At 66.3% G+C, this 12,438-nt stretch carries 13 protein-coding genes; 8 read left to right on the forward strand and 5 right to left on the reverse strand.

Annotated features, from left to right (window positions below; all coding sequences use genetic code 11):
- A partial coding sequence (locus LL06_RS03615; protein WP_244447044.1) for a TlpA disulfide reductase family protein occupies nucleotides 1–489 on the reverse strand: 489 nt, incomplete at its 3' end.
- A 198-nt stretch (nucleotides 490–687) separates the two neighbouring features.
- On the opposite strand from LL06_RS03615, the gene argH reads away from it, so the two are divergent.
- From argH to LL06_RS03635, 4 genes are all read left to right on the forward strand, one after another.
- On the forward strand, nucleotides 688–2,088 hold the full coding sequence (gene argH, locus LL06_RS03620; RefSeq protein WP_035522334.1) for an argininosuccinate lyase: 1,401 nt from the start codon (nucleotides 688–690) through the stop codon (nucleotides 2,086–2,088).
- Between the two features lie 113 nt (nucleotides 2,089–2,201).
- Entirely contained in the window at nucleotides 2,202–2,393 is a 192-nt protein-coding gene (locus LL06_RS03625) for a lipoprotein (protein ID WP_035522337.1), read from the forward strand.
- Nucleotides 2,394–2,402: 9 nt separating this feature from the next.
- On the forward strand, nucleotides 2,403–3,671 hold the full coding sequence (gene lysA, locus LL06_RS03630) for a diaminopimelate decarboxylase (protein WP_035522340.1): 1,269 nt from the start codon (nucleotides 2,403–2,405) through the stop codon (nucleotides 3,669–3,671).
- Between the two features lie 141 nt (nucleotides 3,672–3,812).
- Nucleotides 3,813–6,389 (forward strand): TIGR02302 family protein, encoded by a 2,577-nt coding sequence (locus LL06_RS03635; RefSeq protein WP_035522343.1) that lies wholly within the window; start codon nucleotides 3,813–3,815, stop codon nucleotides 6,387–6,389.
- 55 nt (nucleotides 6,390–6,444) lie between these two features.
- Here LL06_RS03635 and LL06_RS03640 read toward each other — a convergent pair whose 3' ends face one another.
- The 3 genes from LL06_RS03640 to LL06_RS03650 form a co-directional block, all read right to left on the reverse strand.
- Nucleotides 6,445–6,813, reverse strand: a complete 369-nt coding sequence (locus LL06_RS03640) for a response regulator (protein ID WP_035522345.1) — start codon at nucleotides 6,811–6,813, stop codon at nucleotides 6,445–6,447.
- Nucleotides 6,814–6,913: 100 nt separating this feature from the next.
- The gene (gene hpt / locus LL06_RS03645; RefSeq protein WP_035522347.1) at nucleotides 6,914–7,456 is read right to left on the reverse strand and encodes a hypoxanthine phosphoribosyltransferase; all 543 of its coding nucleotides are present in this window, start codon (nucleotides 7,454–7,456) and stop codon (nucleotides 6,914–6,916) included.
- 137 nt (nucleotides 7,457–7,593) lie between these two features.
- Nucleotides 7,594–8,094: a hypothetical protein gene (locus tag LL06_RS03650; RefSeq protein ID WP_152599480.1), complete on the reverse strand. Its 501-nt coding sequence runs from the start codon at nucleotides 8,092–8,094 to the stop codon at nucleotides 7,594–7,596.
- 366 nt (nucleotides 8,095–8,460) lie between these two features.
- On the opposite strand from LL06_RS03650, the gene ftsE reads away from it, so the two are divergent.
- From ftsE to LL06_RS03670, 4 genes are all read left to right on the forward strand, one after another.
- Nucleotides 8,461–9,120: a cell division ATP-binding protein FtsE gene (gene ftsE, locus LL06_RS03655; RefSeq protein ID WP_035522352.1), complete on the forward strand. Its 660-nt coding sequence runs from the start codon at nucleotides 8,461–8,463 to the stop codon at nucleotides 9,118–9,120.
- Entirely contained in the window at nucleotides 9,113–10,105 is a 993-nt protein-coding gene (locus LL06_RS03660) for an ABC transporter permease (protein ID WP_052161180.1), read from the forward strand. Before ftsE ends, LL06_RS03660 begins: the two co-directional genes overlap by 8 nt.
- 63 nt (nucleotides 10,106–10,168) lie before the next feature.
- Nucleotides 10,169–10,900: a YdcF family protein gene (locus tag LL06_RS03665; RefSeq protein WP_052161181.1), complete on the forward strand. Its 732-nt coding sequence runs from the start codon at nucleotides 10,169–10,171 to the stop codon at nucleotides 10,898–10,900.
- Between the two features lie 122 nt (nucleotides 10,901–11,022).
- A complete protein-coding gene (locus tag LL06_RS03670; protein WP_035522358.1) occupies nucleotides 11,023–11,826 on the forward strand; it encodes a lysophospholipid acyltransferase family protein in 804 nt (267 codons plus the stop codon).
- Here LL06_RS03670 and LL06_RS27200 read toward each other — a convergent pair.
- Nucleotides 11,806–12,360: a gamma-glutamylcyclotransferase gene (locus LL06_RS27200; RefSeq protein ID WP_035522424.1), complete on the reverse strand. Its 555-nt coding sequence runs from the start codon at nucleotides 12,358–12,360 to the stop codon at nucleotides 11,806–11,808. The two genes, LL06_RS03670 and LL06_RS27200, sit on opposite strands and share 21 nt — an antisense overlap.
- Between the last annotated feature and the right edge of the window lie 78 nt (nucleotides 12,361–12,438).

The raw sequence follows: 12,438 nt of genomic DNA on the forward strand, positions 1-12,438 counted from the left end.
CAGCGCCGCGATCAGCGCCTTGGCGTCGTCGCTCGCCCATTCCGCCGGGCCGTTCATGGCGCCCAGCAGGCAGCCATCCTTGCCGATCATCAGCGTCACCGGCAGGCCGAACGCCAGGCCCTCCCTTTTCAGGATGTTGAAGACGTCCATGCTGGCGTCGCGGTAGAGCCCGAGATTGGCGACGCCGATCTCGTCGAGAAAGGCCTGGGGCTTGCTCACGTCGCCGGTGTCGATGTTGATCGCCAGCACCTTGAACGCGTCGTCGCCGAGCTCCCGCTCGAGCTCCGACAAGGCCGGCATTTCCTCCCGGCAGGGCGCGCACCATGTCGCCCACAGATTGACCAGCATCGCCTGGCCGGTGAAGTCGGCAAGGCTCGCAGTTGTCCCGTCAGCCGCAAGGAAGCTCATCTGCGGAAGCGAGATCGGATCCTCCCGCACCGTCATCGCCGCCACCTCGCCCCGCGCCAGGGGTTTGAGCCTAGCTAGCATCTCCGGATCCGCCTGGCAGGCAACCTCTTCCCCCTTCGACGCCAGACTTTCGGGCGCGGGCGCATTGCCAGAGGGGGATTCTTTCCCGTATATCCCGGCAGCCCCGACAGCGGCCCCGAGCGCGATTGCGATTGCGACCAGGGCGCCGGTGGACAGGCTTTTGCGCGATTGGCTCATGACAAACTCCAGGACAGGCTCATGTCGACAGATAAGGACAAGCAGGCGTCAAACCAGATGTGGGGCGGCCGATTTGGCTCGGGACCCGACGCCATCATGGAGGAAATCAACGCCAGCATCGATTTTGACCGCAAGCTCTACGCCCAGGACATCCGCGGTTCCCTCGCACATGCGGCCATGCTTGCCAAGACTGGCATAATTACGGCCGCGGACTGCGACAAGATTACTCACGGGCTGAACACGATCCTGTCAGAGATCGAGGAAGGCAAGTTCGTCTTCTCGCGCCAGCTCGAAGACATCCACATGAACATCGAATCCCGGCTTGCCGAGCTGATCGGCCCAGCCGCCGGCCGGCTGCACACCGCCCGCTCGCGCAACGACCAGGTCGCGCTCGACTTCCGCCTCTGGGTCAAGGAAGAACTCGGCCGAACCGAGGCCGCGCTCACCCGGCTGATTTCGGCCTTTCTCGACAAGGCCGAGGAGCACGCCGACACCGTCATGCCCGGCTTCACCCATCTCCAGTCGGCACAGCCTGTCACCTTTGGCCATCACTGCATGGCCTATGTCGAGATGTTCGGCCGCGACCGCCAGCGCGTGCGCCATGCCATCGAGCACATGGACGAGTGCCCGATCGGCGCCGCGGCGCTGGCCGGCACCGGGTTTCCGATCGACCGGCAGATGACGGCTGAGGCGCTCGGCTTCCGCGAACCCACCCGCAATTCCATCGACACGGTGTCGGACCGCGATTTCGCGCTCGAGTTCCTCTCGCTTTCCGCCATTTGCGCGGTTCATCTGTCGCGGATCGCCGAGGAGATCGTCATCTGGTCGACGCCGCAATTCGGCTTCGTACGGCTCTCGGACGCCTTTTCCACCGGTTCCTCGATCATGCCGCAGAAGAAGAACCCCGATGCGGCCGAACTGGTGCGCGCCAAGACCGGCCGCATCAACGGCTCGCTGGTCGCACTCCTGACCATCATGAAGGGGCTGCCGCTGGCCTATTCCAAGGACATGCAGGAGGACAAGGAACAGGTCTTCGATGCCGCCGAAAGCCTCGAGCTGTCGCTGGCGGCGATGACCGGCATGGTGCGCGACATGACGATCCGCGCCGACCAGATGCGCAAGGCGGCGGGCTCGGGCTACTCCACCGCCACCGACCTCGCCGACTGGCTGGTGCGCGAGGCCGGCCTGCCGTTCCGCGACGCCCACCACGCCACCGGACGCGCCGTCGCCATGGCCGAGGAGAAGGGCTGCGAGCTGGCCGATCTGCCGCTTGAGGATCTCCAGTCGATCAATCCGGCGATCACCGCCGGCATCTATGACGTCCTGTCCGTCGACGCCTCCGTCGCCAGCCGCCAGAGCTACGGCGGCACCGCGCCCGCTGAGGTCCGCAGGCAGATCGCCCGGTGGCGCAGGCAGAACTGAGTCCGCCGACGCATACGGACAAAACGGGTGCACACCGGACTGAAAACTTGTATGAAGGCCACCGCGCCAAGCGAATTGAGACGGCCCTGTCGGGCCATTGTGAGGAACAGCGAATGACGACCGGTCCCTGGATCAAAATCATCTGCGCACTGGCCCTGTCCGGCGCGGTTCTGACCGGTTGCGGTCGCAAGGGCCCGCTCGACCGTCCGTCCGTGACCGTCGCGCCGGCCGGCGACGCCCAGGAACAGGCGGAGCCCGCTCCGGCCACCGAACGGCGTTTCATCCTCGACGGTCTTCTGGAATAGGCGCCGCCAGTGAACCATTTCAATTATCGCGACGGCGTTCTTCATGCCGAAGGTGTCGCCATTCCCGACATCGCGGCCCAGGTCGGAACCCCGTTCTACTGCTATTCCAGCGCCACCCTGACGCGCCACTACAAGGTCTTCGCCGGAGCGTTCTCCGACATTGACTCCATGGTCTGCTACGCCATGAAGGCCAATTCGAACCAGGCGGTGCTGCGGACGCTGGCGCGGCTCGGATCGGGCGTCGACGTGGTCTCCGAAGGCGAGTTGCGCCGCGCCCTGGCCGCAGGCATTCCCGCCTCCAAGATCATGTTTTCCGGCGTCGGCAAGACCGCGCGGGAAATGGATGCGGCGCTTGCCGCCGACATCTATTGCTTCAACATCGAATCCGAGCCCGAACTCGAGCTGCTCAACGCCCGCGCCCGCGCCATGGGCAAGGTCGCGCCGATCTCGTTCCGCATCAATCCCGACGTCGACGCCAAGACCCACGCCAAGATCTCGACCGGCAAGAAGGAAGACAAGTTCGGCATCTCCTGGCAGCGCGCCCAGGCAGTCTACAAGCATGCGGCCAGCCTTCCCGGCGTCCGGGTCAGCGGCATCGACATGCATATCGGCAGCCAGATCACCGACTTGCAGCCCTTCGACGACGCGCTCAAGCTGATGGTGGAACTCGTCGCCACGCTGCGCGCCGATGGCCATGCCATCCATCATTTCGACATCGGCGGCGGACTGGGCGTGCCCTACCGCGACGACAACGAGCCGCCGCCCGATCCCGACGCCTATGCGCGGATGGTCAAGGCGCGGCTGCGCGATCTCGGCTGCAAGGTGATCCTCGAGCCCGGCCGGCTGATCGTCGCCAATGCCGGCGTGCTCGTCTCAGAGGTCATCTACATCAAGGATGGCGGCGACAGGACCTTCGTCATCGTCGACGCGGCGATGAACGACCTGATCCGGCCGACGCTCTATGACGCCTGGCACGAAATCCGGCCGGTCCGCCTGTCGGCGGCGAGCGCGCCGCGCATCCGCGCCGACATCGTCGGCCCAGTGTGCGAAAGCGGCGATTACCTCGCCAAGGACCGGGAAATGAAGGCTCTCAAGGCCGGCGACCTGATCGCGGTCGGCTCGGCCGGCGCCTATGGCGCGGTCCAGGCCGGAACCTACAACACCAGGCTGCTCGTCCCCGAAGTGCTGGTGCATGGCGACCGCTTCCACGTGGTGCGCAAGCGCCCGTCCTATGAAGACCTGATCGGGCTTGATTCGGTTCCTGCCTGGCTTGACTGACGCCATCGCCGGGCTTCCGCCGCTGTCTGCACGGACCCGGGTTTTCCCTGACGGCGGCAATCCTGCCTCACTTTTATGTCACAGGCCTCGCCTTGGCCGCAAAGGCTGCTATCTTCTTGCTTGGCGCTGAAGGAAGATGACATGGCAAGCACACCCGACGGCATGGCAGGAAAGTCAGAAACCGGCAGCGACGCGGCGCGGCGCTCCGTTGCCCTTGGCCGGCTGCGCATGCGCGCCACCCTGTCGCTGGGCCGCCTCATCACGCTTGCCGCGCCGCTGCTCGGCATCGTCGCGCTCTATCTATCCTTGTCCTGGTTCGGCGTCTTCCGCATCGTTCCCGACTGGCTGCGACTGACGCTCCTCGGCCTGTTCGCCCTCGGCCTCCTCGCCTCGATCTGGCCGCTCACCCGCTTCCGCGCGCCCGGGCGCGCGGAAATCGACCAGCGGCTCGAAGCCGAGAACCGGATCGCCAATCAGGCGATCGCCACCCAGGACGACAGGATCGAAGCCGCCGATCCCTTCGCGCGGGCGCTTTGGGAAGAACACCGCCGCCGCATGGCGCAAACCATCGGCACGCTCGAAACCGGGCTGCCGCGCTCGAGCCTGCCGATGCGCGATCCCTGGGGCATCCGGGTCGCCGTCGGACTGCTGCTGTTCGTGGCTTTCGGCTATTCCTTCTCCGGCAATGCCGGCAGGCCCGGCGACGCCTTCGTGAGCCACGCGGCGAGCGACGCGCCCGACGTCCGCATCGACGCCTGGATCACCCCGCCCTCCTATGTCAATCAGGCGCCGGTGTTCCTGACAGGCGTCAGCCGCCCCGAGGGCGAGCCCGTCGGCGCCATCGAGGGCAGCGAGATCACCATCCGCATCGGCGGCGGCGACGCGGATGCCCAGGTGCTGTGGGGAGCCGACGAGGCCTCGCTGGGCCCGGTTGAGCAGGCAGACGCGGCGGATCCGGCCGGGCCCGCGCCCGCCAATGCCATGACCTGGACCTTCAAGCCCGCCGCCGACGGCCGGTTGCGGATCGACGCCGGACGCTCCGGAGCCGCATTCGCCATCCATGTCATCCCCGACGCGCCGCCGGTCGCGGCCTTTGTCGAGACCCCGCGGCGGGCGGTCAACGGCGCGCTGGAGCTTGACTACACGCTCACCGACGATCATGGAATCGCCAGGGCCGAGGCCGAGATCGTGCCGGCGGAGGAGCCGCGCGCCGACGCGCGGCCGCTGTTCGACCCGCCCAAATACCGCCTGTCGCTGCCGCGGCGCTCCGCCCAGGACAACCGCGCCGTCTCGAGCCATGACCTGACCGAGCACCCGCTCGCCGGCCAGAAGGTGAGGATCACCCTGGTCGCGACCGACGGGGCAGGCCAGGAGGGCCGCAGCGAAACCCTCGAGACCGTTCTTCCGGGCCGCCGGTTTTCCGAACCGCTGGCCGCCGCCGTCGTCGAGCAGCGCGGCGTGCTGGCGCTCGACGCCAACAACCTGCAGCGGGTCTATGATCTCCAGGATGCGCTGACCATGGCGCCCGAAGAGACCATCCCCAACCTCACCCACTACCTGCTCTTGCAGTCAGTGCGCGGCCGGCTCAACAATGCGCGCTCAGACGAGGATCTGCGCGCTGCCATCGACTACATGTGGGGCGTGGCGCTGCAGCTTGAGGACGGCAACCTGTCGCTCGCCGAGCGGCGCCTGCGCGACGCCCAGAATGCGCTGGCCGAGGCGCTCGAGAACGGCGCCACCGACGAGGAAATCAGCCAGTTGATGGACGAGCTGCGCCAGGCCATGCAGGACTATATAAGCGAGCTGGCGCGCCAGAACCCCGCCAACCAGAATGGCGAGCAGCAGCAGGCCATGCCCGAGAACATGCTGCGCCAGCGCGATCTCGACAACATGCTCGACCAGATCGAGAATCTGGCCCGCTCCGGCGCCCGCGACCAGGCCCAGCAGATGCTCCAGGAACTGCAGCGCATGATGAACAATCTGCAGGCCGGGCGGCAGCAGCGCCAGCAGCAGCAGGGCGGCCCGATGCGCCAGCAGATGGACAAGCTCGGCGAACTGATGCGCCAGCAGCAGCAGCTCATGGACGAGACCATGCGCGCCGACCGCGACCGCCAGGGCCAGCCCGGCGAAGGCCGCGACCGCCAGCAGCAGGGGCAGCAGCAGCCGGGCGAAGGCCAGGACCAGGGACAGCAGGGACAGGGCGACCAGTCGCTCGAAGACATGCTCGGCGCCCTGGGGCGCAGCCAGCAGGAGCTGCGCGACGCGCTGGGTCAGCTTCAGAGCGAGCTCGAGGCACTCGGCATCAACCCGTCGCCGGGCTTCGGCGAGGCCGGCGAAGCCATGGGCGACGCCACCGGCAACCTGGAACAGGGCGAGACCGGCCAGGCGCTCGGCGACCAGGGCCGCGCCCTGCAGGCGCTGCGCCAGGGCGCGGAAGACATGATGAACCAGATGATGCAGGCGATGGGCGACCAGCAGGGCGAGGCCGAAGGCGAGGGCCCGGACCGCAACGGCAACCGGTCGGCCGACGATCGCGATCCGCTCGGCCGGCCGCGTTCGACCACGGGGCCGGATTTCGGCAGCCGGGTCAAGGTGCCCGACGAGATCGACATCCAGCGCGCCCGGGAAATTCTCGATGCCATCCGCAAGCGCCTGGGCGACCAGCTCTCGCCGGACATCGAGAAACGCTACCTGGAACGCCTGCTCGATCTGCAGTGATTGGGGGCCCGGTCTCCCGCGCTGATTGGCGCTCGGTCTCCGGCGCCGTCGGCGGTCAGGCGGCCTTTGCCATCAGCGCGTCGGCTACGGCTTGACGGATCTGCGGCAGGGTGAAGGGCTTTTCCACCACATCCACGACGATGCGCATCAGCGGTTCGGCTCGCTCGCGCTGTTCCGCATAGCCGGTCATCAGCAGGATCGGCATGTCGGGCGTGAGCCGGGCGGTCGCGGTCGCAAGCGCGATGCCGTCCATCACCGGCATCCGGATATCCGACAGCAGGAGGTCGAACACCTCCGTTTCCAGGTGCTCCAGCGCCTCGGCGCCATCGGCGGCCTCGATGATGTCGTGGCCGTCCATGACAAGCGCCCGCGCGACGAAGCGCCTGAGCGTGTCTTCATCCTCGGCAATCAGGATTCTCGCCATTGTTGAGTCCTCCGGCTGTTGTACGGACGTTAGGGGGCGAACCTTGCCGCAACGTGAACTCGGTCCTGATTCTCCGCACGACACGAAAATCAGGCGGGATTCAGGCGTCGCCCTTGACGATCCCCACAAACGGCAGTTCGCGGAAGGCATAAGCCACGTCCATGCCGTAGCCGACGACGAAATAGTCCGGGCATTCAAACCCGACATATTCCGCGTCCAGGCTGCCTTCCCGGCGCGAGCGCTTGTCGAGAAGGACGGCGATGTCGACATGCCTGGCGCCGCGCTCATACATCAGGTCGCGGGCGAACCTGAGCGTGCGGCCGGATTCGAGAATGTCGTCGATCAGCAGGATGTCGCGGTCGTGCACATCGCTGTCGATGTCCTTGATGATCTTGACACCCTGGCTTTGCGTGCCCTTGCCGTAGCTCGACAGGGTGATGAATTCGACCTCGGGCGCAAGCCCGGCATCGTGCAGCGCCCGGATCAGATCCGCGGCGAAGATGAACGATCCCTTGAGAATCGAGATCACCAGCAGGTCCTTCTTCGGGTTGGCTGCGATCTCCGCGGCCATGGTCCGGTTGCGCTCGGCGATCATCTCCGGCGTGAACAGGGGCTCGATGATTTTTCCGCGCACAACCGGCATTCGCGCTCTCCAGGAGGGTTGGTCAAGAATACTGACCATTCCTAGCGCATAACCCTTCAAACCGAAACCGGTTTGAAGGCGGACTATCCACAGGGCGGGAAGGTCCGGCGCAAGGCGTCCTGAACGGGTGCGGAGGATCAGTCGGTGGCGGGCCGGATCATCAGGATCGATCCCGCCCGTTCGATCCGCGCCGGCCTGGGAAGCGGCGCGGTGAACCCGGCCTTGGCCGGGGCGGCCTTGGCCGGGGCGGCCTTGGCGGCGGGAATGGACGAGGTCGTCACCGGGTCGGCCGCCGGCGCCGGGGCGGACGGCGTCGGCGCGGCCGCAACAGGCGTCTGCGGGATCGCGATCGGCGCGCGCGCCTCGGGCCGCGGCGCCGGGCTGGCGGACAGCCAGGCGATCGCTGCGGCCAAACCGCACAGGCCCGCGACCAGCAGCGACGCGGTCAGGGCCAGGCTCGATCGGCTCGCGGCCGGCCCGGCCGCAAAGACGCCAAGCCGCCCGGTCCGGTCAACCACCTGGTGGAGTTTCGGCGAGGCAGTCGCGAAATCGGGGGGAAAGGCGTCCTGCGCGGGCGGCCGCGCGACCCGGGATCCGGCGACGCCATCCGGGCGGGCGGCGAAGGAATCGGCCGCCAATCGGCCGCCTGGCGGGATCACCGTCTCGAAACAGGCGTCCTCGATATCGCGCCCGCGCGAAGGCCGCGCGACCCCGCGCCTGTCCGGCATCATGAGGTCGCCGTTTGCCGGCTCGATCGCCTGTGTCGCGCGGCTTGAAGGGCCCATCAGCCACCCCTTTTGGGCCTCTGCCACGCAGAGGGCATTGAAACATCTCTTGGCGATGCGTAAACGGAAATGGTTAACGCTTGACGAACGGGCCGTGTGGTAGGGTCGGCTTGACTGGTGTTTTTAACGTGGCATTAACCATGCCCGGCGACTGTGAGGGCCAGCGAACACGTGGCCCTGCGACTGACGCAGACTTGCCACCGCGACAGGATTTGACCGTTGATTCATTTCGAAAATGTCGGGTTGCGCTATGGCATGGGACCGGAGGTCCTGCGCGATCTGACCTTTGACATCCCAAAGCGATCCTTCCAGTTCCTGACCGGTCCGTCAGGTGCCGGCAAGACGACACTGATGCGGCTCCTGTTCATGTCGCTCAAGCCGACGCGCGGGCTGATTCGCATGTTCGACCGGGACATTTCCATGATACCGGGCGAGGAACTGCCGCTGCTCAGGCGCCGGATCGGCATCGTCTTCCAGGATTTCCGCCTGCTCGATCACATGACCACCTACGAGAATGTCGCCCTGCCGCTGAGAGTCCGCGGCAAGGATGAATCGAGCTACCGCTCCGACGTGATCGAACTGCTCAAATGGGTCGGGCTCGGCGAACGCATCAACGTGCTGCCGCCGGTCCTCTCGGGCGGCGAAAAGCAGCGCGTGGCCATCGCCCGCGCGCTCATCGACCAGCCGGAGATCCTGCTCGCCGACGAGCCCACCGGCAATGTCGATCCGCCCATGGCCCAGCGCCTGCTCAATCTGTTCATCGAGCTCAACCGGCTGGGCACGGCCGTGATCATCGCCACCCATGACCTCACCCTGATGGACCGGGTCAACGCCCGGCGGATGATCCTCTCCGAGGGACGGCTCGACATCTATGACTGAACCGGCCGACAGCACACGAGACAGCGGCAGGAAGGAGCGCCTGGTGACCCTCCGTCCCCTGGCGCCGATTGTGCCGCCGGTCAATGTCTCGGGCCGGGCGCTGATGGTGGTGATCGCCATCATGTCGTTCCTCTGCGCGGTGACGCTCGGCGCGGTGACGATGGTGCAGGAAAAGGCGGAGGCCTGGCAGGGCGACGTCTCGCGCGAGATCACCATCCAGGTCAAGCCGGAGGAAGGCCTCGACATGGAAGCCGCGCTGGCGGAGGTCCGGACCCTTGTGCTCGCAGTGCCGGGCACCCTTTCGGCGGACATCGTCGATCGCGCCTCGACCGCGAGGCTGCTCGAACCCTGGCTGGGCGAGGGCTTCGACATGGACGAGCTGCCGGTGCCGCGCCTGGTCATTGTCACCATCGACGAGACCGCCCCGCCGGATTTCACCGCCATTCGCCAGACGCTCGCCGAAGCCGTCCCCGCCGCCACCCTGGACGATCACCGCGCCTGGGCGGACCGGCTGATCTCCATGGCCCGGATCACCGTCTTCATCGGCGTCGGGATCCTCACGCTGATGCTCGCCACCACCATGCTCACCGTCATTTTCGCCACCCGCGGCGCGATGGCGGGCAATCGCCACATCGTCGAAGTGCTGCATTTCGTCGGCGCCGAGACCAGTTTCATCGCCTCGCAGTTCCAGAAGCGGTTCCTGCTGATCGGCCTCAAGGGCGCGGCCTTCGGCGGCGGCGTCGCCGCGGTGGCGTTTATGCTGCTGGGCGCCTGGCAGAGCAACACCATCGCCACGGCGCTCAACGACCAGGCCACCGCCCTGTTCGGCCGCTTCAGCCTGAGCGGCGCCGGTTATTTCGGCATTGTCGGCATCGTCGTCCTGATAGCGGCCATGACCGCCTTGACCACGCGGCTGACCGTGATCCGCACCATCCGCGAGATCGACCGGCAACGCGCCGATCCATCGCTCGCGGAAATCGGTTGACTTGCCCGGTTTTCGCCGCAAATCCGACTGGTCCTTGCCGGAATCTCGGAGTATTCATGGGCCATGAGTGTGGGATCCGCAGAGCCCGAACCGGCAACGCCCGGAGCCGCCAAGCCGGATGCGATCCATCGTCTCCGGCGGGTGGGCCATCATGCCCTGCGCCTGGCAACGATCACGACCATCATCGCCATAGCCCTGATCGCAATGGGTTTTTTCCGCTTTACCGACACCATTGCCGACCTGAAAGCGTCCGCGACGCCCTCCGAGGTCGACGCCATTGTCGCCCTGACCGGCGGATATCAGAGGATCGACCAGGCGCTCGACCTGCTTGAGCAGGGCGTCGGCGAGCGCCTGCTGATTTCCGGCGTCAATCCCTCGACCAGCAGCGCCGCCCTGCGCCGGGCCACGGGAACGGAATCAGCCACCTTCGACTGCTGCGTCGACATCGGCTACGAAGCCCTCGACACCATCGGCAACGCCAATGAAACCGCCGCATGGATCCGCCAGCACGACTACACGCGGATCCTGGTGGTGACCAACAACTACCATGTGCCGCGAAGCCTCATGGAGCTCTCGCAGGCCAGTCCCGACGTCACCTTCGTCGCCTATCCGGTCACCCATGCCGATCTGAAAACCGATACCTGGCTGTCCGATCCGGTGGCGCTGCGCACGCTGTTTGTCGAATACGCCAAATATTCGCTCGCCCGGCTCAGGAACTGGAGCGGCGCCAAGACCGCCAGCGGCCTGCGCGCCGACACCGGCGACGGCACTCCGGTCTCGGCCAGCCTGCGCTGATTTGCGCCTCACGCGCGGGGTTTTCGCCAAAGCGAGGTTTTCCAGTCTGCGCCGATGGTGTAACCCGGGTGCAGGGGTCCTGGCGCGGTGTCAACGGGACTGGTCGCAAACTGGGTTCCGCAATGATCGTTCTAAGATCCATCCTCTTCAATATCGCGTTCTATCTCAACCTGATCGGGCGCATGATCCTGTTCTCGCCCTATTATTTTCTGGCCGAGCGCAAGGCTGCCTGGAGCGTGCCGAAGAACTGGGTGCTGGCCAATCACTGGCTGCAGGAGAAGATCGTCGGCACCACATTCGAGATCGAGGGCCTCGAGAACATCCCGCAGGGCGGCTATATCTTCGCTCCCAAGCATCAGTCGTTCTGGGACGCCTATGCGCTGCTGCCCTGGCTCGACGATCCGTTCTACATTCTCAAGCGCGAGCTGATGTGGATCCCGCTGTTCGGGCAATATGTCTCGAAGATGGAGATGATCCCGGTCGATCGCGGCGCCAAGGGCAAGGTCATGGCGGCCGTGCTGGAGCGCACCAAGAAGGAAATCGCAAAGGGCCGCCAGTTGATCATCTACCCGGAAGGCACCCGCCGCCCCGCCGGCGCGCCGCCCAGCTACAAATACGGGATCGCCCGGCTCTACCGCGATCTCGATGTGCCTGTGGTGCCTGTCGTCATGCATCCCGGCCTGTTCTGGCCGCGCCGCAAGTTCATGCGCTATCCGGGGCACTTCAAGGTCCAGATCCTGCCGCCGATCGAACCCGGCATGGACCCGGACGTCTTCATGGAAAAGCTGGTCGAGGTGATGGAGACGGCCAGCGACAAACTGCTCGTCGAGACGATCAGGGCCAATCCGCAGGTGCCCCTGCGCGCCGAGGCCCGCCGCCGCTTCGCGGAGCTGACCGCCGCCCCCTCAGAGGCCGCTCCGCACTGAGACCTGGGGCCGGTCACCGGCCTGAAGCCGGTGCGCGATCGCCTCGAGATGGGCGTCGCGAAGTCCCAGCGCCTTGAGATGATCGACCGTGTTGAGCACATATTCCTCGTTCGGGCCGGACTGGCCGCGCGCGCCCTGCACACCCAGGAAGGCATCGTCAACCGAAAGATCCCCGGCATACTGGTGATGCGCCCGGTCAACCACATAGGTCATGGCGCGGACATGATCGCCGGTCGAAAGCCGCACCTTGCGCAGGGTCTCGACATAGACCCGTGTCACCAATTCGCGCTCGCGCAGATAGGCAGTGACCACATCCCGGTTCTCGGGCCGGACCCGGAACGCCACCCCCTGGCAGGATCCGCCGCGATCGAGCCCCAGCACCAGCCCCGGCCGCTCCGGCGTGCCGCGATGCACGAACGAGCGCACGCACAGCGCCCTGTGGAAGCCGAACAGCCGCGCCTGCCTTGTTTCTTCATGCTCGAAACCCGGCCGCCACATCAGCGATCCGTAGCCAAACACCCAAAAATCGTCCATATCCGCGCCCATAACATCCGTCTCGGTGGCCGAACCCGGCCAGACCCCTGGCAAGCCGCAAGGCCCAGATCCGGCTGT

The sequence above is a fragment of the Hoeflea sp. BAL378 genome (genome assembly GCF_000759435.1).
In the GTDB taxonomy this organism is placed as follows: domain Bacteria; phylum Pseudomonadota; class Alphaproteobacteria; order Rhizobiales; family Rhizobiaceae; genus Hoeflea.

What these genes read in the sequence shown, in the direction of transcription:
- LL06_RS03665 (WP_052161181.1), top strand. Translation starts at nt 10,169, where the DNA reads ATGAGTGTGGGATCCGCAGAGCCCGAACCGGCAACGCCCGGAGCCGCC.
- LL06_RS03660 (WP_052161180.1), top strand. Translation starts at nt 9,113, where the DNA reads ATGACTGAACCGGCCGACAGCACACGAGACAGCGGCAGGAAGGAGCGC.
- LL06_RS27200 (WP_035522424.1), bottom strand. Translation starts at nt 12,360, where the DNA reads ATGGACGATTTTTGGGTGTTTGGCTACGGATCGCTGATGTGGCGGCCG.
- LL06_RS03640 (WP_035522345.1), bottom strand. Translation starts at nt 6,813, where the DNA reads ATGGCGAGAATCCTGATTGCCGAGGATGAAGACACGCTCAGGCGCTTC.
- hpt (WP_035522347.1), bottom strand. Translation starts at nt 7,456, where the DNA reads ATGCCGGTTGTGCGCGGAAAAATCATCGAGCCCCTGTTCACGCCGGAG.
- LL06_RS03625 (WP_035522337.1), top strand. Translation starts at nt 2,202, where the DNA reads ATGACGACCGGTCCCTGGATCAAAATCATCTGCGCACTGGCCCTGTCC.
- LL06_RS03670 (WP_035522358.1), top strand. Translation starts at nt 11,023, where the DNA reads ATGATCGTTCTAAGATCCATCCTCTTCAATATCGCGTTCTATCTCAAC.
- argH (WP_035522334.1), top strand. Translation starts at nt 688, where the DNA reads ATGTCGACAGATAAGGACAAGCAGGCGTCAAACCAGATGTGGGGCGGC.
- LL06_RS03635 (WP_035522343.1), top strand. Translation starts at nt 3,813, where the DNA reads ATGGCAAGCACACCCGACGGCATGGCAGGAAAGTCAGAAACCGGCAGC.